At 64.1% G+C, this 20,630-nt stretch carries 18 protein-coding genes; 7 read left to right on the plus strand and 11 right to left on the minus strand.

Annotated features, from left to right (window positions below; genetic code table 11):
* Positions 1-37: 37 nt before the first annotated feature.
* A complete protein-coding gene (locus RBJ75_RS20125) occupies positions 38-724 on the minus strand; it encodes a response regulator transcription factor (RefSeq protein WP_044414720.1) in 687 nt (228 codons plus the stop codon).
* Between the two features lie 214 nt (positions 725-938).
* Between RBJ75_RS20125 and RBJ75_RS20130 the strand changes: the two genes are divergently transcribed.
* Positions 939-1,505: a L,D-transpeptidase gene (locus RBJ75_RS20130; RefSeq protein WP_044414722.1), complete on the plus strand. Its 567-nt coding sequence runs from the start codon at positions 939-941 to the stop codon at positions 1,503-1,505.
* Positions 1,506-1,598: 93 nt separating this feature from the next.
* Here RBJ75_RS20130 and RBJ75_RS20135 read toward each other — a convergent pair whose 3' ends face one another.
* Entirely contained in the window at positions 1,599-2,300 is a 702-nt protein-coding gene (locus RBJ75_RS20135; protein ID WP_044414724.1) for a YggS family pyridoxal phosphate-dependent enzyme, read from the minus strand.
* Between the two features lie 96 nt (positions 2,301-2,396).
* Between RBJ75_RS20135 and RBJ75_RS20140 the strand changes: the two genes are divergently transcribed.
* From RBJ75_RS20140 to holA, 4 genes are all read left to right on the plus strand, one after another.
* Complete coding sequence (locus tag RBJ75_RS20140) at positions 2,397-4,076, plus strand: diguanylate cyclase domain-containing protein (RefSeq protein ID WP_044414725.1); 1,680 nt, start codon at positions 2,397-2,399, stop codon at positions 4,074-4,076.
* Positions 4,077-4,279: 203 nt separating this feature from the next.
* Positions 4,280-6,901 carry a leucine--tRNA ligase gene (leuS, locus tag RBJ75_RS20145; protein WP_276156889.1) on the plus strand — a complete coding sequence of 874 codons (2,622 nt, stop codon included), beginning with the start codon at positions 4,280-4,282 and terminating at the stop codon, positions 6,899-6,901.
* Positions 6,888-7,439 (plus strand): LPS assembly lipoprotein LptE, encoded by a 552-nt coding sequence (gene lptE, locus RBJ75_RS20150; RefSeq protein ID WP_044409826.1) that lies wholly within the window; start codon positions 6,888-6,890, stop codon positions 7,437-7,439. Before leuS ends, lptE begins: the two co-directional genes overlap by 14 nt.
* 1 nt (position 7,440) lies before the next feature.
* Positions 7,441-8,469, plus strand: coding sequence for a DNA polymerase III subunit delta (holA, locus tag RBJ75_RS20155; protein ID WP_044409824.1), 1,029 nt, complete (start codon positions 7,441-7,443; stop codon positions 8,467-8,469).
* 230 nt (positions 8,470-8,699) lie between these two features.
* Here holA and RBJ75_RS20160 read toward each other — a convergent pair whose 3' ends face one another.
* The 9 genes from RBJ75_RS20160 to hemJ all read right to left on the minus strand — a co-directional run bounded on the left by RBJ75_RS20160 (position 8,700) and on the right by hemJ (position 18,707).
* Positions 8,700-9,578 carry a ParB/RepB/Spo0J family partition protein gene (locus RBJ75_RS20160; RefSeq protein WP_044409817.1) on the minus strand — a complete coding sequence of 293 codons (879 nt, stop codon included), beginning with the start codon at positions 9,576-9,578 and terminating at the stop codon, positions 8,700-8,702.
* A gap of 225 nt (positions 9,579-9,803) precedes the next feature.
* Positions 9,804-10,658 carry a ParA family protein gene (locus RBJ75_RS20165; protein WP_044409814.1) on the minus strand — a complete coding sequence of 285 codons (855 nt, stop codon included), beginning with the start codon at positions 10,656-10,658 and terminating at the stop codon, positions 9,804-9,806.
* 15 nt (positions 10,659-10,673) lie between these two features.
* Positions 10,674-11,360, minus strand: a complete 687-nt coding sequence (gene rsmG, locus RBJ75_RS20170) for a 16S rRNA (guanine(527)-N(7))-methyltransferase RsmG (protein ID WP_044409819.1) — start codon at positions 11,358-11,360, stop codon at positions 10,674-10,676.
* 688 nt (positions 11,361-12,048) lie between these two features.
* Positions 12,049-12,240 (minus strand): hypothetical protein, encoded by a 192-nt coding sequence (locus RBJ75_RS20175; protein ID WP_317528523.1) that lies wholly within the window; start codon positions 12,238-12,240, stop codon positions 12,049-12,051.
* 152 nt (positions 12,241-12,392) lie between these two features.
* Positions 12,393-12,851 (minus strand): GNAT family N-acetyltransferase, encoded by a 459-nt coding sequence (locus RBJ75_RS20180; protein ID WP_044405509.1) that lies wholly within the window; start codon positions 12,849-12,851, stop codon positions 12,393-12,395.
* A gap of 30 nt (positions 12,852-12,881) precedes the next feature.
* Positions 12,882-14,771 carry a tRNA uridine-5-carboxymethylaminomethyl(34) synthesis enzyme MnmG gene (gene mnmG / locus RBJ75_RS20185; RefSeq protein WP_276156185.1) on the minus strand — a complete coding sequence of 630 codons (1,890 nt, stop codon included), beginning with the start codon at positions 14,769-14,771 and terminating at the stop codon, positions 12,882-12,884.
* A gap of 428 nt (positions 14,772-15,199) precedes the next feature.
* Positions 15,200-16,585: a tRNA uridine-5-carboxymethylaminomethyl(34) synthesis GTPase MnmE gene (gene mnmE, locus RBJ75_RS20190; protein WP_044417740.1), complete on the minus strand. Its 1,386-nt coding sequence runs from the start codon at positions 16,583-16,585 to the stop codon at positions 15,200-15,202.
* Positions 16,586-16,729: 144 nt separating this feature from the next.
* Positions 16,730-17,995: a transcription termination factor Rho gene (rho, locus tag RBJ75_RS20195; protein WP_044417742.1), complete on the minus strand. Its 1,266-nt coding sequence runs from the start codon at positions 17,993-17,995 to the stop codon at positions 16,730-16,732.
* 277 nt (positions 17,996-18,272) lie between these two features.
* A complete protein-coding gene (gene hemJ, locus RBJ75_RS20200) occupies positions 18,273-18,707 on the minus strand; it encodes a protoporphyrinogen oxidase HemJ (RefSeq protein ID WP_044417744.1) in 435 nt (144 codons plus the stop codon).
* 464 nt (positions 18,708-19,171) lie between these two features.
* Here hemJ and RBJ75_RS20205 point away from each other — a divergent pair, with 464 nt between their 5' ends.
* Together RBJ75_RS20205 and RBJ75_RS20210 are read left to right on the plus strand one after the other, a co-directional pair.
* On the plus strand, positions 19,172-20,014 hold the full coding sequence (locus RBJ75_RS20205; RefSeq protein WP_044417754.1) for a pyruvate, water dikinase regulatory protein: 843 nt from the start codon (positions 19,172-19,174) through the stop codon (positions 20,012-20,014).
* Positions 20,011-20,619, plus strand: a complete 609-nt coding sequence (locus RBJ75_RS20210) for a Maf family protein (RefSeq protein ID WP_044417746.1) — start codon at positions 20,011-20,013, stop codon at positions 20,617-20,619. The genes RBJ75_RS20205 and RBJ75_RS20210 overlap by 4 nt, the downstream gene beginning before the upstream one ends.
* The last annotated feature ends 11 nt before the right edge of the window (positions 20,620-20,630 follow it).

Consider the following 20,630-nt stretch of genomic DNA (forward strand, 5'->3'; position numbering starts at 1 on the left):
GCGCCAGGCGCCACGCTACGAATCGTCCCTATTCGTATCACGGCACGAGTTTGTAGCCACCGGCTTCGGTCACCAGAATCTCGGGATTCGCCGCGTCGTTCTCGATCTTTTGGCGCAGCCGGTAGATATGGGTCTCCAGCGTGTGCGTGGTGACGCCCGAATTATAGCCCCAGACTTCCTGCAGCAGGGTCTCGCGCGATACCGGCAGCAGCCCGGCGCGGTACAGGAAGCGCAGGATCGCGGTCTCCTTTTCGGTCAGCCGGACCTTCTTGGTATTGGCACCGGTCAGCATCTTGGAGCCGGGACGGAAGCTATACGGTCCGACCGTGAACACCGCGTCCTCGCTGGCCTCATGCTGGCGCAGCTGGGCGCGGATCCGCGCCAGCAGCACGGCAAAACGGAATGGCTTGGCGATATAGTCGTTGGCGCCGGATTCCAGCCCCAGAATCGTATCGGAATCGGTGTCGTGGCCGGTCAGCATGATGATCGGGGCCTTGAAGCCGCCCTTGCGCAGGCTGCGCACCACTTCGCGGCCATCGGTGTCGGGCAGGCCGACATCCATCAGCACCAGATCGGGCGAGATGGTCTTGGCCGACAGCACGCCCTTGGCGCCGGTATCCACCGCCGAGGCTTCGAATTCCTCGTGCAGCGACAATTGCTCCACCAGCGCCTCGCGCAGATCGGTGTCGTCGTCCACGATCAGGATCTTACGGGCGTTGGGCATGGCAGCGGTCCTTTGAGTCGACAGGCAGAGGCAGTGTTGGCTTGGTCATGGGTGAGTAGCGTGGTGATGTTTCGTGTTGAAGTGGGGGTCTGTTACCGATTCACAAGCCGTGCGGCAGTTTAGCCGAGTTTTGAGAGGGTTTTGGGTGAATGTCCTGTAATGAACCAAGGCCTGAGCGGCCGTCGCTCGGCGCCGATGCGGACTCCCGAAAGATATGAAAAAACCCGCTATACCAAAGCCTTACGCGATATTTCGGGATCGGCCGGCGGCCCGGATCGCGGTTCGTCGCGGCGCCGGGAATCGCAGTCGGGGCTGGCTGCTGGTCGACGGCCGCGCCATCGCGGTGGCGCTTGGCCGCGGCGGCATCCTGGCCAACAAGCGCGAGGGCGATGGCGGCACGCCGCGCGGCAGCTTCCATCCGCTGCGGCTATGGTGGCGGGCCGACCGCGCGCCGCGGCCACGGACGCAGCTGCCGATCCGCGCCATCGGCGCCGATGACGCCTGGTGCGAGGATCCGGCCAGCCGGCATTACAACCAGCCGGTGCGGCGCGGTCCGGGTGAGGGCGGCGACCGGCTGCGGCGCGACGATCATCTGTATGATTACATCATCGAAATCGACCACAACGCGGCACCGCGGATCGCCGGCCGCGGCAGCGCCGTATTCCTGCATCTGGCGCGCGACAATTTCGGCCCGACCGCCGGCTGCGTCGCCATGACCAAGCCGGCGATGCTGCGGCTGTTGGCGCGGATCGGACCAAGGACGCGGATCGAGATCGGGTGATTCGTCGTTGCAACTGCGCGGTGAGGACCCGTTGGCAGGTGGTGACCCCTGAGCAGAACGGCCGCATCGCTTTGCGGCCAACAGCGCCTTACCCTAGCGCTTCCCGAAAATCGCCGAGCCGACCCGGACATGGGTGGCGCCGAACTGGATCGCGATGGCGAAATCGGCGCTCATGCCCATCGACAGCTTACTCAGCCCGTTACGGGCGGCGATCTTCGCCGTCAGCGCGAAATGCGGCGCCGGCGCTTCGTCGACCGGGGGGATGCACATCAGGCCGGAAATCGTCAGCCCGTAAGTGTCGCGACAGGCCGCGAGGAAGCCATCGGCCTCGGCCGGCGCGACGCCGGCCTTTTGCGGCTCCTCGCCGGTGTTGAGCTGCACGAACAGGTCGAGCCGGCGCTGCTGTTGCGCCAGCTCCTTGCCTAGCGCTTCGCACAGGCTCGGGCGGTCGACCGAATGGATCGCGTCGAACAGCGCCACCGCTTCCTTGGCCTTGTTGGATTGCAGCGGTCCGATCAGATGCAGTTGCGTGCCCGGAAAGGCCGCGGTCAGCGCCGGCCATTTCGCCTTGGCCTCCTGCACCCGGTTCTCGCCGAACACGCGCTGGCCTGATTGCAGCACCGGCACGATGGCCTCGCCGTCGAAGGTTTTCGAGACCGCGATCAGCGTCACGGCGGAACGCTCGCGGCCCGCCGCCTGGCAGGCGCGCGCGATGTCGTGCTCAACCGCGGCCAGCCCGCTTGGTGAAGACGAGGTTAATGGCGCGGCGTCCGGCGGTGTCGGATTGTCAACCAAGTTTTACGACTTTCGCGTTCGTTCAAGTTTGATCTATTTCGGCAAGGGGGTTTTGAACCCTTCGGCCTAGTATTCATGCGGGGCCGGGGGACGACGATGTCACGCATATCGATCATTCGCAACAAAGTCCGGCTCAGGGCCCTGCTGGGGATTCGCGCACGGCTGGTGGTGCTGGCCCTGATCCTGGTCAGTCCCCTGATGTTCGACCGGATCCGCTCGCTCGAAGAGGCGCGGATCAAGCAGGTCGCCGAGCTTTCCAGCGAATTGGCCAAGCTCGCCCAGCGCGCCGCCGACGCGCAGCGCGAAGTGATTTCCTCGGTCGAGGCGGTGCTGAAATCGACCGCCTATATCCATGCCGCGGCCTCGCATATCGGCAAGGGCTGCGCCATCCTGCGCGCCAGCATGCGCGTCGATCTGCCGTCGATCCGCATGATCGCGGTGGCCGATGCCGATGGCGTCATTCGCTGTTCGACCTCGTCGATCTTTGTCGGCGGCAATGTCAAAGACCGGGCCTATTTCAAAAAGGCGCTGGAGACCCATGATTTCGTGGTGAGCGATTTCCTGGTCGGGCGGCAGACCAAGACCGGCACCATTCTGGCCGCCTATCCGGTCTCGGCGGTTGCCGGCGGCGAAGATGCCGTCGTCATTGCGGGGATGAATCTCGACTGGATGTCAGGGGTGATGGGCGATCTGGCCGGGCGAACCGGTGTGACCGCCGCATTGGTCGACAGCGAGGGCGTCATTCTGGCGACCCCGCCTGGACAGTCCAGCCTGATCGGCACCTCCATCGAAACGCTCGGGCTGGCTCCCGCCCTGATCAACAATGTCCCCGGCTCGCGAACCGCGATGGTGGTGCGCAGTGACGGACGGCTGGTCTCTTTCGCCCGGATTCCCGGTACCAAGACCCGGCTGGTGGTCAGCATCGACGAAGCCAAGGTATCGGCCGCCATCAATCACGAGATCCGCACCGCCTATCTTCAATTGGCCATGGCCTGTCTGGTGGTGCTGCTGGGCGCGCTGGTCGCGGCCGAGCGGTTGATCGTGCGGCCGATCGGCATCCTCACCGCGACGGCGACGAAATTCGGCCAGGGCGACTGGTCGGCGCGCGCCACCCGGTCGGGACTGCCCGCCGAATTCGTGCCGCTGGCCAAGGCGTTCAACGCGATGGCGCGCAAGCTGGGCGAGCGCGAGCGCGAGCTCGTCGCCAGCAACAACCAGCTCACCGTGATGGCCTCGATCGACGTGCTGTCGGGACTGGCCAACCGTCGCGGCTTCCAGGGCCGGCTCGACTTCGAATGGATGAAGGCGCAGCAGGATGGCGGTAAGGTCGCGCTGTTGATGATCGATGTCGATCATTTCAAGCTCTATAATGACAGCTGCGGCCATCCCGAAGGCGACGCCTGTCTCAGCCGGATCGGCGAGACCCTGGCGGGCATTGCCGAGCGGACCAGCGGCTTGGCGGCGCGCTATGGCGGCGAGGAATTCTGCCTGCTGGTGCCGCAAACCGACGCCGAGGAATCGCTGCGGGTCGGCGAGATGGTGCGCGCCGCGGTGGAGGAATTGTCGATTCCGCATCGGACCAGCGCGTTCCAGCACGTCACCGTCAGCGTCGGCATGGCTTGCATCAGCCCGAGCGACGCGCTGCACCCGCGCGATCTGATCGAAGCCGCCGACGCCGCGCTCTATGCCGCCAAGCATCGCGGCCGCAACACCGTGGTCCAGCACGGCTTCATCCGCAGCACCGACACCGACAGCCCAATGGCGCTGGCGGGGTAACGTCCGACCGCGCGGCCGCGCCCGGCACTGCCGGAACTGCCGTGTGATTGTCCCAAGCCATTGACCACGCGCGGGGTTTTATGGCCTAGTTGCCGGCCTCGCGCGCGAATTCCGAAACCAAGAGCTAGCACCGGTTTGCGACCTCATTCGCGCCTCCCACCGCCCTGACAAGCGCTCGAACCGGCCGGCCGAATCCTGATTCCATGACAAACGAACGCTACAACGCCCGCGAAACCGAGCCGAAATGGCAGGCGCAATGGGACCGCCAGGCGATTTTCGCCACAAGGAACGACGATCCCCGCCCAAAGTATTACGTGCTGGAGATGTTCCCCTATCCGTCCGGCCGGATCCATATGGGCCATGTCCGCAACTACACCATGGGCGACGTGGTAGCGCGGACGATGCGGGCGCGCGGCTTCAACGTGTTGCATCCGATGGGCTGGGATTCCTTCGGCCTGCCCGCCGAGAATGCCGCGATCGAGCGCAAGGTAGCGCCGAAGGCCTGGACCTACGCCAATATCGCGGCGATGAAAAAGCAGCTGCAGACCATGGGCCTGTCGCTGGATTGGGCGCGCGAATTCGCGACCTGCGACCCCAGCTATTACAAGCACCAGCAGAAGATGTTCCTGGACTTCCTCAAGGAAGGCCTGGCCGAGCGGGAAAAGCGCAAGATCAATTGGGACCCGGTCGACATGACCGTGCTGGCCAATGAGCAGGTGATCGACGGCCGCGGCTGGCGCTCGGGCGCCGTGGTCGAGCAGCGCGAGATGAACCAGTGGGTGTTCAAGATCACCCGCTATGCCCAGGAATTGCTCGACGCGCTCGATACGCTGGATCGCTGGCCCGACAAGGTGCGGCTGATGCAGCGCAACTGGATCGGCCGCTCCGAGGGCCTGCGCTTTTCGTTCGGCCTAGTCGGCGCTCCCGCCGGATTCGACACGCTACCGGTGTTCACCACCCGGCCCGACACGATGTATGGCCCGACCTTCGCGGCGATCTCGCCGGACCATCCGCTGGCCAAGGCCTTGGCGACAACCCGGCCGGACGTCGCCGCCTTCAACGAGCAATGCCGCCGCATCGGCACCGCGCAGGCCGAGATCGACACCGCCGAGAAGCTCGGCTTCGATACCGGCATCAAGGCTACCCATCCGGCCGATCCGAACTGGCAGCTGCCGCTCTATATCGCCAATTTCGTGCTGATGGATTACGGCACCGGCGCCATCATCGGCTGTCCCGCCCATGACCAGCGCGACCTCGATTTCGCCCGCAAATACGGCATCGACGTCATCGACGTGTTCAAGCCGCTCGGCCATGACGAAGGCGTCACCGACGAGGCCTTCGTGCCGGCCAAGACCGAGACCGTGAATTACGTGCACTGGGTCGGCGAACCCGGCGTGATGACCTGCGAGCAGGCGATGGCGCGCTCGCTGGAGATTTTCGAGCGCGACGGCTGGGGCAAGCGCGAAGTCAATTTCCGGCTGCGTGACTGGGGCATTTCGCGGCAGCGCTATTGGGGCTGTCCGATCCCGGTGATCCATTGCCCGACATGCGACGTGGTGCCGGTCCCCGATTCGGAGCTGCCGGTCGAACTGCCGGATGACGTGACATTCGACAAGCCCGGCAATGCGCTGGATCATCACCCGACCTGGAAACACGTCACCTGCCCGCAATGCGGGGCCAAGGCGGTGCGCGAAACCGACACCATGGACACCTTCGTGGATTCGTCCTGGTATTTCGCGCGCTTCACCGATCCGTGGAACGAGAACGCGCCGACCACGCCCGCCGTGGTCAACCGGATGATGCCGGTCGACCAATATATCGGCGGCGTCGAGCACGCGATCCTGCATCTCTTGTACAGCCGCTTCTTCACAAGGGCGATGAAGGCCACCGGCCATATCGGCCTCGACGAGCCCTTCGCCGGCATGTTCACCCAGGGCATGGTGGTGCACGAGACCTATAAGAAGCCCGACGGCAGCTTCGCCTCGCCGGCCGAGATCGCCATCGTGCCCGACGGCGACGGCCGCCGCGCCACGCTGCTCGATGGCGGCGCGCCGATCGAGATCGGCCCGATCGAGAAGATGTCGAAGTCGAAGCGCAACACCGTCGACCCCGACGACATCATCGGCAGCTACGGCGCCGACACCGCGCGCTGGTTCATGCTGTCGGATTCGCCGCCGGATCGCGACGTGATCTGGAGCGAGGAAGGCGTCAAGGGCGCCTCGCGCTTCGTGCAGCGGCTGTGGCGGATGGTCAATGACGCCGCCGACATCGCCAAAGCGGCCCCCGACGCGCGCCCGGCCAGCTTCGGCGCCGACGCCTTGGCGGTCCGCAAGGCCGCCCATGGGGCGCTCGACAAGGTGCTGTCCGGCATCGAGCGGCTCGCCTTCAATGTCAGCCTCGCCCATATCCGGGAGTATTCCAACACCCTGGCCGAGGTTCTGGCGCGGCCGGGGCAGCCGGCGCCCGATCTCGCACCTGATCTTTCTTGGGCGATCCGGGAAGCCACGGTCATTCTGGTGCAGCTGTTCCACCCGATGATGCCGCATCTGGCCGAGGAATGCTGGCAGGTGCTGGGCCAGAAGGGGCTGGTGTCGGAGGCGGTCTGGCCGCAAATCGAACGCGATCTGCTGGTCGAAGACAGCATTACCCTGCCGGTCCAGGTCAATGGCAAGAAGCGCGGAGAAGTCACAGTGGCCAGGGATGCGCAGAATCCGGAAATTGAGGCTGCCGTTTTGGCGCTCGATACGGTAAAACAGGCCCTGGATGGCAAGCCCGTTCGCAAGATTATCGTCGTGCCGCAGAGGATCGTGAATGTCGTGGGGTAACTGGCGCATCGCAGCCCGGCTGTCGATCGTCGCCACCTTGGCGGCCCTGACCGCAGGCTGCTTCCAGCCGATGTATGCCGAGCGCAGCGACGGCACACCCGCCTTGCGCGAGAAGCTGCTCGGCGTCGCGGTGCCGCCGGTCGCGGTGCCGAACGGATCGCCCACCGCGCGGCTCGGCGTGGAAATCCGCAACGCGCTGATGTTCAAGCTCTATGGCGGCGCCACCGGCCTGCCGCCGACCCACATCTTGACGCTGCGGCTGACCACGTCGCGCTCGTCGATGATCGTCGATCCCAAGACCGCGCTGCCGTCGATCGAGAATTACGGCATCGACGCCAATTACACGCTGAAGGAAGTCGCCACCGACAAGGTGGTGATGAGCGGCAGCACCTTCTCGCGGGTCGAATATGACGTCCCGGGCCAGACCCAGCGCTTCGCCCGCTCGCGCGCCGGCCGCGACGCCGAGGACCGCGCCTCGCAGGAAATCGCCGAGAATATCCAGACCCGGCTGGCGGCGTTTTTCTACGCCGGCACCTGACTTGGTCGCGCTCAAGGGCAGAGAGATAGACGCCTTTCTGGCCCGGCCCGATGCCGCGCGGCCGATCATCCTGCTCTACGGTCCCGACGCCGGGTTGGTGCGCGAACGCGCCGATGCGCTGATCGTCTCCGCGGTCGATGATCCCAATGATCCCTTCGCCACAACCCGGCTGGACGGCGACGACCTCGCCGCCGAGCCGTCGCGGCTGGTCGACGAGGCGATGTCGATTCCGATGTTCGGCGGCCGCCGCGCGATCCGGGTGCGCGCCGGCTCGAAGAGCTTTGTCAGCGGCGTCGACACCTTGGCGGGTTCGGCGCTGAAGGATTGCCGGGTGGTGATCGAGGCCGGCGACATCAAGCCGGAATCGCCGCTGCGCAAAGCCTGCGAACGCGCCAAGACCGCGGTGGCGATCGGCTGCTACCCGGACGGCGAACGCGATCTGACCAAATTGATCGACGATGAATTGCGGCTGTCCAATCTGAAGATCACGGCCGACGCCCGTGCCATTCTGATGGCGCTGCTCGGCGGCGACCGCCAGGCCTCGCGCAACGAATTGCGCAAGCTCGCGCTCTACGCCCATGGCAATGGCGAGGTCAGCGTCGACGACGTGATGGCCAGCGTCTCGGACGCCTCTGAATTGAAACTCGACACCATCGTCGACGCCGCCTTCGGCGGCCGCCCGGCGATCGTCGAGAGCGAATTCGCCAAGGCGATGGTCGCCGGCACCTATCCGGGCCTGATCATCATGGCGGCGCAGCGCCACGCCGCATTCCTGCACAAGGCGTCGCTCGCGGTCGATGACGGCGCATCGGCCTCCTCGGTGCTGGAGAGCGGCTATCCCCGCATCCACTTCTCCCGCAAGGCCGCCGCCGAAACCGCGCTACGCAATTTCCCGCCGACCCGACTGCTGGCGATCATCGATCAGCTCGCGGTGGCAGCCCTCGACGCCCGCAAGCAGACCAACCTCGCCGCCGTGATCGCCCAGCGCGTGCTACTGGCGATCGCCGTCAATGCAAGGCGGCGCGGTTAGACTTCCATAAGAGTCTGAATGAAGAAGAAACCAATCACATCGAGCTTGATGTCGTCATTGCGAGCCGAGGATGGCGCATCGCGCCGTCCGACCGCGAAGCAATCCAGGGCCGCCCAGCAAGGACTGGATTGCTTCGTCGCAAGCGCTCCTCGCAATGACGGTCTTGAGGGCCTCGTTTGGCTGATCGCTCTTTCCGCCTGCTAACAGCGTCGAGCCGCTCGCACTAAGCGTCAGCCATCGGCATCCAGCCGCCGCAGAATTTCGTCGAGCTGTTCGAGGTCGCGATATTTGATCTGCACGGTGCCGCCGGGGTCGCGATGCTCGACGCTGACTTTCAGGCCGAGCGCGTCGCTGATGCGTTTTTCCAGCGCGACGGTGTCGGCGTCCTTGGTCTTGCCGGCGCGCGGCTGCTGCGGCTTGCGCTCCGGCACGCCCTCTTCATGCGCCAGCGCCTCGGCCTGGCGCACATTCAAGCCTTCGGCGACGATGCGTTTCGCCGCAGCCGAGGCATCCGGCACGCCGATCAGCGCGCGGGCATGGCCTGCCGACAATTGTCCCGAGGCGATCAGCGCCTGGACGTCATCGGGTAGTTTGGTCAGCCGCATCATATTGGCGACATGGCTGCGGCTCTTGCCGACGATTTTGGCGATGTCGTCCTGGCTGTGTTTGAATTCGGTGGCCAGCGCGTGATAGCCCAGCGCCTCTTCGAGCGCGTTGAGGTCCTCGCGCTGGACGTTCTCGATGATGGCGATTTCCAGCGCGGCGGCGTCGCTGACATCGACCGGCACGATCGGCACTTCATGCAGGCCGGCGATCTGCGAGGCGCGCCAGCGCCGTTCGCCGGCGATGATCTCGTAGCGATCCTGCGCGCCCTTGACCGGCCGCACCACGATCGGCTGGATCACGCCGTGCTGCTTGATCGAGTCCGCGAGCTCGGCGAGTTCGGCGTCGGAAAACGCCCGCCGCGGATTGCGCGGATTGGGCTTGAGGAATTCGATCGGCACCTTGCGCTGCGCGCGCGGACGCTCCAGATGCGCGGCCTCGCCGCCGACATCTCCGATCAGACTCGCCAGACCGCGACCCAGTCGCGACCGCTGCTCGTCGGCCATTGCCAGCTCCTTTGGATTCGCTCTCGAACTCACGTGGTTACTCCGCAGTGCTTGCTGTCACGTCATGGTCTGTTGCGTCGTAGTCGTAGGGTGGGCAAAGGCGCGCTTGCGCCGTGCCCACCATTGGCTTCGCGTTGGCATCATCCTGTGTGGTGGGCACGCTTCGCTTAGCCCACCCTACGGACTTCGCTTCGCTCGCAATGACGAAGCAAATTCAGAGCGCCATCAATGCGCGGTGCGTAGTTCGCGCTCGCGCTGGATCACTTCGGTCGCGAGTTTCAGATAGGCCTCGGAGCCGGCACATTTCAGATCATAGACCAGCACCGGCTTGCCATAGCTCGGCGCTTCCGAGATCCGCACATTGCGCGGGATCATGGTGTCGTAGACCTTCTTGCCCATGAACTGCCGGACATCCGCCACCACCTGGTTCGACAGATTGTTGCGGCTGTCGAACATGGTCAGCACGATGCCGTGGATCGACAGATTCGGATTGAGCGTCGAGCGCACCTGCTCGACGGTCTGCAGCAGCTGCGACAGACCTTCGAGCGCGAAGAACTCGCATTGCAGCGGCACCAGAATCGCGTCCGACGCCGCCATCGCATTGACCGTCAGCAGATTCAGCGACGGCGGGCAATCGATCAGCACATAGGTGTAATCGAGGGGCTCGACGACGCCGTCGTTCAAAGCGGCGATCGCATTGCGCAGCCGATAGGCGCGATCGCGGCTATTGCCGAGTTCGAGTTCGAGGCCGGACAGATCCATCGTCGACGCCGCGATATGCAGCCGCGGCACCGCGGTCGGCACCACCGCGTCGCGCAGCGGCGCCTCGCCGATCAGCACGTCATAGGTCGAGCAGCTGCGGTCGCGGCGATCGATGCCGAGTCCGGTCGAGGCATTGCCCTGCGGATCGAGGTCGACGATCAGCACCCGCTCGCCGATCGCCGCGAGTGCGGTGCCGAGATTGATCGCGGTGGTTGTCTTGCCGACCCCGCCCTTCTGGTTGGCGAGCGCGATGATGCGCGGGTGGCCGGCCCCCGTCTCCTTGCTATCGCCTTGATATACTTGATCAATTACGGTCATGCGCGGGCCATCTGGTTAGTGAGGTAGTGCGGACGGGGTCTGCCGCTCGATCCGGTCGAGTTCGACAATCCAGCCATGTCCGCCGGTGAGGCTGGCATGAAGACGAGGCGTGATTTTCCAATATTTAGTGGATTCGGTCAATTCCGCGTCTACATCTTGACCCTTGAGAAACAGGGCTCTCGCGCCCTCTATCAGCAAGGGTTCGGCGAAGCCGATAAGCTGGTGTAGCGGAGCAACGGCCCGAGCGGTGATGCAATCGACATCGCGGGGAAAACTATCCTCGTTATCCCCGATGTCCGCCAGCATAACTTGGCCCGGCGCCCGCGTCACCCGCAGCGCCTCGCGCAAAAACGCCGCCTTTTTTGCATTGCGCTCGACCAAAGTGACATGGCCGCCGGCGTCTGCCATCGCGCAGGCCAGCACCAATCCGGGAAAGCCGCCGCCGCTGCCGAAATCCAGCCAGGTCCTGGCGGCGGGCGCGATCGTCAGCAGCTGCAGCGAATCGGCGATGTGCCGGGTCCACAGCACCGGCAGCGTCGCGGGCGAAATCAGATTGGTCTTGGCCTGCCATTGCAGCAGCAGATCCACATAGGCGTCGAGCCGCGCGGTTGTTTCACGTGAAACAGGCGTGAGCCGCAACGCCGCGGCCCGGTCGGCGTCGAGCCGGGGAAAGGGTGCCGCCTGTTGGGAACGTTGCGCCATGCGCGAAGCCGAGCCTTGGTTGAATGAGGTCATTCCATACGCCCGCAAACGCCCGGCTTCCATCCCTTTGCGTGGCAGAATGGGATCGAGATAGTTTTAAACGGTCGTCGGCGCGTCGGCCGCCTGCGGTCCGAATTGGGTGAGCCGCGTCGGCAAGTTTGCGTCCCGCTGATTCGGCGCCAGCTCGCGAATGTACTGGGTGATCGACGGATCGAGCCCGGCGCGCGGACGACGCCCAGGTCCCGCCCTTTGCCAGGTCCCGCTTCAGCGCATCGGCCTCCGGTCCAATTCGGCAAAGCCAGCGAAACTCGCGGCTGAGGGAACCGGGGCGAGATTCCGGGTTCGCTCGCAGCAAGCTGCTCGCGCCCCGGAATGACGCGGCCCTGGATTGTACCCGACGGCACAGCTTCTCGTTCGTCATGCCCGGCTTTGTGCCGGGCATCCACGCCTTGAAAGCCGTGCTGGATCAAAGGCGTGGATGGCCGGGACAAGCCCGGCCATGACGCGTGGATGAGTCGAAACCAAGCGCCTTTGCTTTCAGGCGAATCAACTCAACTGGAAAGCATGATCGGATTTTGAAAGCCTGCGGCCGCCGCGAGTGCCATCCCTCCCCCTTGTGGGGAGGGTGGATCGCCGAAGGCGAGCCGGGTGGGGGGTGCCGCACGGACTGCGTCCGGGCCTGCCCGACTCAAAGCCCAACCGATTCCAGGTCGTCGACGCCGCAAGAGGCCAGCAAACCAGCCTCATTCGTTACAAGCAGCGAAATGACTGCCAAAACGACCGCCCCACCGCAGCTTGGCATCAAATCCAGCTTGATCCGGGTCATTCCGGGGCGCGAGCAGCTTGCTGCGAGCGAACCCGGAATCTTGCGTAATTCCATGCTTTGCCGCGAGATTCCTGTATCTGCCGGCAGTCAATTTCATCGTAGCTTCGTGCGAAGCCAGTCCATTAGTTCATGGGCTCGCACGCCCCACTGGGTTCGCACGCCCCACTGGGCTCGCGCCCCGTAATGGCCTCGCTGGACCAAAACCTTCAGTGCTGGTCAGGCGGACGGGCGACAAAGGCTGTTTTGCCGAGCTCAGCGAAGCCGACGCTACGATAGAAGTCGTGGACGTAAGGGTTGGCATGGCCCCGGCCGGTCACCAGAAACACCTGAAAACAGCCCCTGCTCCAGGCCTCTTGCAAAGCTGCCGCGATGGTGGCGCGGCCATGACCCTGACGGCGAAACTCCCGGTGCGTGACCACATTTTCGAGCAAGGCATGAGACGCCCCGCCCCGCATCAGATTCGGCCCAGTGGTCAGGCAGCAGGTCGAGACCAGCCGGCCCGCCATGGCGGTGACGAACAAGACGGTGCGTTCGGCGGCCAGGATTTCGGCCCAGATCTGCTGGGCGCAAGGCTGTGATAGCCGAGGGGTGTCCGGATTGGCATGCCGATAGAGGTCGATCAGACTTTCGAGGTCGTCGGGCTCGGCGCGCCGGGTGATCCGCATCGTCCCCCCTGTTGTTTCACGTGAAACAGCCTAGCCAACCTCTGCGGCCGGACGCCTGCGGGCTTCGCGCCGCAAATAGGCCGCCAGGATGCCCAGTGCCGCCGGGGTCATGCCGTCGAGCCGGCCGGCCTGCCCGACGGTGCGCGGCCGGGCCTTTTCCAGCTTGTTGCGGGCCTCGTTCGACAGGCCCGGCACCAGCGCATAATCGATATCGGTCAGCACCAGGCCTTCGTCGCGGCGAAATGCCTCGACATCGGCGCTCTGGCGCTTGAGATAGACGTCATATTTGGCGTCGATTTCGACATGCAGCGCGATCGACGGCGCCACGGCGGTCAATTCGGGCCAGATCGCCGTGATATCGGCCCAGCCGAGCTCCGGATAGGCCAGCAATTCGAAGGCCGAGCGCCGCACCCCATCGCGATTGAGCGCCAGACCGTGCCGGGCCGCCTCGTTCGGGGTGATCGCCAGCGATTGCGCCAGCGTTTTGGCCTCATTCAGCGCCGCCATCTTGTGACGATGAAACCCTGCCCGCTCGGCGCCGACGCAGCCCAGCGCCAGCCCCTTGTCGGTCAGCCGCTGGTCGGCATTGTCGGCGCGCAGCGTCAGGCGATATTCCGCCCGCGAGGTGAACATCCGGTAGGGTTCGGTGATGCCGCGGGTCACCAGATCGTCGATCATCACCCCGAGATAGCCGTCGGCGCGGTCGAATACGGTCAATTCGCTGCCGCCCGCCGCCAAAGCCGCATTCAGACCGGCGACCAGCCCCTGCGCCGCCGCCTCTTCGTATCCGGTGGTGCCGTTGATCTGGCCGGCCAGGAACAGACCGCGCAGCCGCTTGGTCTGCAACGTCGGATCGAGTTCGCGCGGATCGACATGGTCATATTCGATCGCATAGCCGGGCCGGATGACTTTGGTCCGCTCCAACCCCGGAATCGTCGCCAGAATGGCGCGCTGCACATCTTCGGGCAGCGAGGTCGAAATGCCGTTGGGATAGACCGTGGAATCGTCCAGCCCTTCGGGCTCGAGAAAGATCTGATGGCCGTCGCGATCGCCGAAGCGGACGATCTTGTCCTCGATCGAGGGACAATAACGCGGCCCCGAACTCTGGATCTGGCCGGAATACATCGGCGAGCGGTGCACATTGGCCCGGATCACCTCATGGGTCGACGGCAGCGTCCGGGTGATGCCGCATTGGATCTGCGGATTGCTGATCCGGTGGGTCAGCACCGAAAACGGCTCGGCCGGGTCGTCGCCGGGCTGCATCTCCACGGCCGACCAGTCGATCGTGGTGCCGTCGAGCCGCGGCGGCGTGCCGGTCTTGAGCCGGCCCAGCGTAAAGCCGATCCGCTCGAAGGCGCCGGACAGGCCCAGCGCCGGGGCCTCGTCGATCCGCCCGGCCGGCCAGCTGCGCTCGCCGAGATGAATTAATCCGCGCAAAAACGTGCCGGTGGTGATGACGACCGCGCCGGCTTGCAATTCGCGGCCATCGACGAACCGGATCCCGGTGACGCGGCCGGACTCGACCAGTAGATTGTCGGCTTCGCCTTCGATCACGGTCAGATTCGCGGTGGCGCGGATCCCGGCCTGGATCGCGGCGGCATAGAGCTTGCGATCGGCCTGGGCGCGGGGTCCGCGCACCGCCGGGCCCTTGCGGCGATTGAGCATGCGAAACTGAATGCCACCGGCATCGGCGGCGCGGCCCATCAGCCCGTCCAGCGCGTCGACCTCGCGAACCAGATGGCCCTTGCCCAAGCCGCCGATCGCCGGATTGCAGGACATGGCCCCGATGGTTGCGAATTTGTGCGTCACCAGCGCGGTCCGCGCGCCGAGGCGCGCCGCGGCAGCCGCCGCCTCGGTCCCGGCATGGCCGCCGCCGATCACGATCACATCGAACGAGCTTTGCGCGAAGGAATTTTGCATGCGCGGCTTCTAGCCCAGCTTTGTGGCGCCTTGAAGCAGGAACTTACCTGTGGGCTAACGGCTGCTGGGCAGCGGTCGGACGGCAGAGGCTGGAGCCCACAAGCCTATCATCGCCCGTGCCCCGGACGCAGCGCAGTACGCCGCTCTTCGCGGCGTGATGCACTGCAGAGCCGGGGGCCCGCTTTTCGCCGATCGTCACCCGGGGCCATGAGCGGGGTCCCGATTCTGCGAAGCGGCATAAGAATGCCGCATCGCGCCCGGGACACGAATTCATCTGCTGCAATCATGCGGCGTGGCTGCACTGACTCGCCGGCTCTCTCCGTAAATCAAATTGCGCCAATGTTTCACGTGAAACAAATCTTGGTTCAGCCAGAGAAACTCAAAGAACGAATTAAAATTCACTATTTCTAATATTGAACAAAGTAATATTACTTTCCAACACAAAATCGGCTGAAGATCGCCCCTAGCACATCCTCGACATCCACCCGTCCCAGCAGGCGCCCGAGCGCGGCAGCCGCCACCCGCAATTCCTCCGCGACCATTTCCTCTCCGATCCCACCCGCCATGCTGCGCTGCAGCGAAGCCGCAGCATCCCGCAGCAATAATCGGTGCCGTTCGCGACCGATCAGCCCGCCTTCCGCCCCGCCGAAAAACGCTTCAGCGAATCGCTCGAGCCCGGCCACCAGCGCCGGCACCCCCTCTCCGTCCCTGGCCGAGATCCGATAGACAGAAACCGCGGCATCGCGCTCCTGCGCCGATCCGCCCCCAGCTTGCCACAACTTTGCCGCAAGATTTTCAGGCCCCAAATCGCCGCTTTTTCCACCCTCGAGATCGATCTTGTTGCGCACGCGCCAGACCGGAGCCTGCCCTTCGATGGTCATACCCGATGCATCGTCCGCGCTGAGCCACAGCACCAGGTCGGCTTCCGCCGCACGCGCTTTGGCCCGCCGCACCCCCTCCTGCTCGACTACATCATCGCTGTCGCGAATCCCGGCGGTGTCGATCACCGTCACCGGATAGCCACCGAGATCGAGCTGCACCTCGATGATGTCGCGCGTGGTGCCGGCCTGCGGCGACACGATTGCGACCTCGCGCCGCGCCAGCTGATTGATCAACGTCGATTTGCCGACATTCGGCGGCCCGGCGATCGCGACCACAAGTCCATCGCGCAGACGTTCACTTTGTCCCTGCGCCGCAAGCACTTCTTCAATTTCATCGCGCAGCGTCGCGATCCGTGCGAGCGCCGGAGCCATCAGCTCCGCTGACACATCGCCCTCGTCAGAAAAATCAATACCGGCCTCGATCAGCGCCGACGCCTCGATGATCTGCTCGCGCCAGCTCCGCGCCCGGTCACCGAGCAGACCCTTCAATTGCCGTAGCGCCTGGCGGCGCTGCCGATCGGTGTCGGCGTGAATCAGATCGTCGAGCCCCTCGGCCTGCGTCAGATCCAGCTTGCCATTCTCGAAGCCGCGCCGGGTGAATTCGCCGGGCTCCGCCGGCCGCACCTGGTCGAACGAGGCCAGTGCGGCGAACAGCGCGGCCAGCACCGCGCGGCCGCCATGGATATGAAATTCGGCGACGTCCTCGCCGGTGGCGCTTGCCGGCTCGGGAAACCACAACACCAGGCCGTCATCGATAAGCTCTTGATTGTGATCGCGTAACAGCGCCCGCGCGGCGACCCGCGGCGGCGGCATATGGCCGCTCAGCGTCCGCAACACGCAGCCCGCGCGCGGCCCCGAGACCCGCACGATCGCAATCGCGGTCGGCGGCCGGCCCGTGGCCAAAGCGAAGATGGTGTGATCGCGCGGATGCATCCGCCTGTCTTGCCGCCCGCCCGGCGAAAAGGCAACGCGCCACGCAACGGCGTTGCGAACATGATCATCCGATGTTGCTGCAAGCCCGCAACAAAAAGGCGCCCCGCTCGCGCGGGACGCCCTTCGCAAATCCGGATCGGTCGATCAGGTATTCATCGACTCGAAGAATTCGGCGTTGTTCTTGGTGTTGCGCAGCTTGTCGAGCAGGAAGTCGATGGCGTCCATCGTTCCCATCGGATTGAGGATCCGGCGCAGCACATACATTTTCTTCAACAGCTGAGCGTCCGTGATCAGCTCTTCCTTGCGGGTGCCGGAGCGCGAAATATCGATCGCCGGGAAGGTCCGCTTGTCCGACACCTTGCGGTCGAGGATCAGCTCCGAATTGCCGGTGCCCTTGAATTCTTCGAAGATCACTTCGTCCATGCGCGAGCCGGTATCGACCAGCGCGGTGGCGATGATGGTCAGCGAGCCGCCCTCTTCGATGTTCCGCGCGGCGCCGAAGAACCGCTTCGGCCGCTGCAGCGCATTGGCGTCGACGCCGCCGGTCAGCACCTTGCCTGAAGACGGGACGACGGTGTTGTAGGCGCGGCCAAGGCGCGTGATCGAGTCGAGCAGGATGACGACGTCGCGGCCATGTTCCACCAGCCGCTTGGCCTTCTCGATCACCATCTCGGCGACCTGGACGTGACGCACCGCGGGCTCGTCGAAGGTCGAGGAAACGACTTCGCCCTTCACCGAACGCTGCATATCGGTGACCTCTTCCGGCCGCTCGTCGATCAGCAGCACGATCAGATAGCATTCCGGGTGATTGGCGGTGATCGAATGCGCGATGTTCTGCATCAGCACGGTCTTGCCGGTGCGCGGCGGCGCCACGATCAAAGCGCGCTGGCCCTTGCCGATCGGCGCCACGATATCGATCACTCGCGCCGACAGATCGCGCCTGGTCGAATCTTCGAGTTCGAGCCGGAACCGCTCATCCGGAAACAGCGGCGTCAGATTGTCGAAATTGACCTTGTGCTTGGATTTCTCCGGGTCCTCGAAGTTCAGCGTGTTGACCTTCAACAGAGCGAAATACCGCTCGCCTTCCTTCGGGCTGCGAATATGCCCTTCGATCGTATCACCGGTGCGCAGGCCGAAGCGGCGGATCTGCGACGGCGAGACGTAGATATCGTCCGGTCCCGGCAGATAGTTCGCGTCGGGCGAGCGCAGAAATCCGAAACCGTCGGACAGCACTTCGACCACGCCCTCGCCGATGATGTCGGTCTCCTTGATCGCCAGCTGCTTCAAGCTGGCGAACATCAGTTCCTGCTTGCGCATCGTGCTGGCGTTCTCGACGCCGAGCTCTTCGGCGAACGACACCAGTTCGGCCGGGGTCTTGGCCTTGAGGTCTTGTAGCTTCATTTCCCGCATTGGGATGGTCCTGTGGAAAATAACCGGGGAGGGATTTGCAAGCCGGAGAAGTCCGGCGCCTAGCGATCAGGAAAGTCCGCGAATCTTCAAAGCGGGTCTTCAGAAACGAGGTCTTGAGCAACGAAGGTGCGGAGAGGCTTCAAACCTGATGCGGCGGCCGGTTCTCGACAAAACCGGTTCGCAACCACATCCGCCTGCGTGGGGTGGGATGCTCCACTATAGAAAATCACCGGCCTCCACGCAAGGCGTTCGAATCGGGCCGCGACCTCACGCCGCTCTAGAACGGTTTCACGATCACCAGGATCACCGCGCCGATCATCAACACCGTCGGTATCTCGTTGATAATCCGATAGAATTTATGGCTATGCTGGTTCCGGTCGGCAGCGAAGGCCAAAACCCAATGACCCAGAAAAAAATGGATCACGGTCATCAGCACAACCAGGGTCAGCTTGCCGTGAAACCAGCCTTCCATCAGAAAGTTACGGTCCCAGGCGATGTAGAGCCCGACGATCCAGGCAACCACCATGGCCGGCGTCATGATCGCCTTGTATAGCCGCCGTTCCATGATCTTGAAAGTTTCGGATTGTTTCGATCCGATCTCGGCATCGCAATGATAGACAAACAGCCGCGGCATGTAGAGCATTCCGGCCATCCAGGAAATCACCGCGATCACATGCAGCGCCTTCAGCCATGGGTAGAGCAGTTCAACCATTCGGAATTCTCACCGCCGCCCGCTGGCAGCCCTGTCTCGATCGTCTCGCTTGGAACGCCATGCCTAACACGAGCGTTATCGAAATGCTTGAAGTTAGGTCTATCCGCAAGCCGTCCCTTTCTAAAACAATAGTTATAGATTCTTAGGTTAGAGTCTAAGTGACAGTGGATTAGGCCCACGCAAAACCATCGGTCAGTTGCCAGCCGTTTATGCACAACCCCACAGCGAAATGCACAGGACTCCGACGATCGGAATAACGCAACTGCGCTCAGGGACTTGCGCCTTTCGTTAGGCTCTTTATCAAGAGACAAATCCACATAACCCCGCTAACATCCGAGTCAGCGCGAAAACATTCCCTCACACGAGGCCTGTGAAGAAAAAGCCGGGTTATCCCGCCCGCGCCCGCCGCGGCGCCAAAACCCGGCTCCAGCCCCACAGCTTTTCACAGGATATACAGGGTCATGATGCCGACCGAAGGCAGCTATTTTCATCTTCACCTGGTCTCCGATTCGACCGGCGAAACCCTGATCACGGTGTCGCGCGCGGTCGCCGCGCAATACGCCAATGTCTCGCCGGTCGAACATGTCTATCCGCTGGTGCGCAGCCAGAAGCAGCTCGACCGCGTACTCGCGGAAATCGAGGAAGCGCCCGGCATCGTGTTGTTCACGCTGCTGGAGAAGGACCTGGTCGGGCGGCTGGAAGCCAAATGCCAGGAGATCAACAGCCCGAGCCTGTCGATCATCGGGCCGGTGATGCAATTGTTCCAGGCCTATCTGGGCTCCACCACCACCGGCCGGGTCGGCGCCCAGCACACCCTGAATGCCGATTATTTCAAGCGCATCGACGCGCTGAATTATTCGATGATGCATGATGACGGCCAGCATGTCGAAGGGCTGGAAGAAGCCGACGTGGTGCTGGTCGGGGTGTCGCGCACCTCGAAGACCCCGACTTCGATCTATCTGGCCAATCGCGGCATCCGCACCGCCAATGTCCCGCTGGTCGCCGGCATCGCGATTCCCCATCAATTGGAGACGCTGACCAAACCGCTGGTGGTCAGCCTGCATGCTACCCCGGAACGCCTGATCCAGGTGCGGCAGAACCGCCTGCTCAGCATGGGCGCCGCCGACGCCGGCAACGAGTCCTATACCGATCGCCAATCGGTGACCGATGAAGTCGCACTGGCGCGACGGCTGAGCGCGAAATATGGCTGGCCGCTGCTCGAGGTCACGCGCCGCTCGATTGAGGAAACTGCGGCCGCGATCATGAAGCTGCTCGCCGACAGGCAGCGCCAAAGGGTGCAAGAATGACATTGTGGCTGGCTTCGCAGCCGCTGGTCCTGGCGTCGCAAAGCGTTGCGCGGCAGACCTTGCTGGCCAATGCGGGAATCCCATTCGAGGCGGTCCCGGCCGCGATCGACGAACGCGGGATCGCACAAGAATCGGGTCTGACCTCGCCCGGCGAAATCGCCGCGCTGCTGGCGCAGCGCAAGGCTGATTTTGTCTCCAGAACCCATGCCGGGCGGCTGGTGCTGGGCGCCGACCAGACCCTGGCGCTGGGCGAGCGCAGCTACAACAAGCCGGCGGATCGCGCCGCCGCCACCAAGCAATTGCACGAACTCGCCGGCCGCCGCCATGAATTGCATTCGGCGATCGCCCTGGTGCGCGACGGCGAGACCTTGTTTGCCGCCGTCACGATCGCCCGGATGACGATGCGTCCGCTCAGCGACGCCGACCTCGAGGCCTATCTGGATGCCGCGGGCGACGCCGCGCTGACGAGCGTCGGCGCCTATCAGGTCGAAGGCCTCGGCGTCCATCTGTTCGACGGCATCCATGGCGATCATTTCACGATTTTGGGTCTGCCGCTGCTGCCGTTGCTTGGATTCCTGCGCAAGCAGAAACTGCTGGCGCTGTAAGAATGGCATAA

It is taken from the genome of Rhodopseudomonas sp. BAL398 (assembly GCF_033001325.1).
Classification (GTDB): domain Bacteria; phylum Pseudomonadota; class Alphaproteobacteria; order Rhizobiales; family Xanthobacteraceae; genus JARJEH01.

Coding starts and splice junctions, on each gene's coding strand:
- mnmG (WP_276156185.1), bottom strand. CDS start 14,771: ATGCAAAATTCCTTCGCGCAAAGCTCGTTCGATGTGATCGTGATCGGC.
- RBJ75_RS20210 (WP_044417746.1), top strand. CDS start 20,011: ATGACATTGTGGCTGGCTTCGCAGCCGCTGGTCCTGGCGTCGCAAAGC.
- lptE (WP_044409826.1), top strand. CDS start 6,888: ATGTCGTGGGGTAACTGGCGCATCGCAGCCCGGCTGTCGATCGTCGCC.
- hemJ (WP_044417744.1), bottom strand. CDS start 18,707: ATGGTTGAACTGCTCTACCCATGGCTGAAGGCGCTGCATGTGATCGCG.
- RBJ75_RS20175 (WP_317528523.1), bottom strand. CDS start 12,240: ATGGAATTACGCAAGATTCCGGGTTCGCTCGCAGCAAGCTGCTCGCGC.
- RBJ75_RS20130 (WP_044414722.1), top strand. CDS start 939: ATGAAAAAACCCGCTATACCAAAGCCTTACGCGATATTTCGGGATCGG.
- RBJ75_RS20180 (WP_044405509.1), bottom strand. CDS start 12,851: ATGCGGATCACCCGGCGCGCCGAGCCCGACGACCTCGAAAGTCTGATC.
- rho (WP_044417742.1), bottom strand. CDS start 17,995: ATGCGGGAAATGAAGCTACAAGACCTCAAGGCCAAGACCCCGGCCGAA.
- RBJ75_RS20165 (WP_044409814.1), bottom strand. CDS start 10,658: ATGACCGTAATTGATCAAGTATATCAAGGCGATAGCAAGGAGACGGGG.
- RBJ75_RS20205 (WP_044417754.1), top strand. CDS start 19,172: ATGCCGACCGAAGGCAGCTATTTTCATCTTCACCTGGTCTCCGATTCG.
- leuS (WP_276156889.1), top strand. CDS start 4,280: ATGACAAACGAACGCTACAACGCCCGCGAAACCGAGCCGAAATGGCAG.
- RBJ75_RS20160 (WP_044409817.1), bottom strand. CDS start 9,578: ATGGCCGACGAGCAGCGGTCGCGACTGGGTCGCGGTCTGGCGAGTCTG.
- mnmE (WP_044417740.1), bottom strand. CDS start 16,585: ATGCATCCGCGCGATCACACCATCTTCGCTTTGGCCACGGGCCGGCCG.
- rsmG (WP_044409819.1), bottom strand. CDS start 11,360: ATGGCGCAACGTTCCCAACAGGCGGCACCCTTTCCCCGGCTCGACGCC.
- RBJ75_RS20140 (WP_044414725.1), top strand. CDS start 2,397: ATGTCACGCATATCGATCATTCGCAACAAAGTCCGGCTCAGGGCCCTG.
- RBJ75_RS20125 (WP_044414720.1), bottom strand. CDS start 724: ATGCCCAACGCCCGTAAGATCCTGATCGTGGACGACGACACCGATCTG.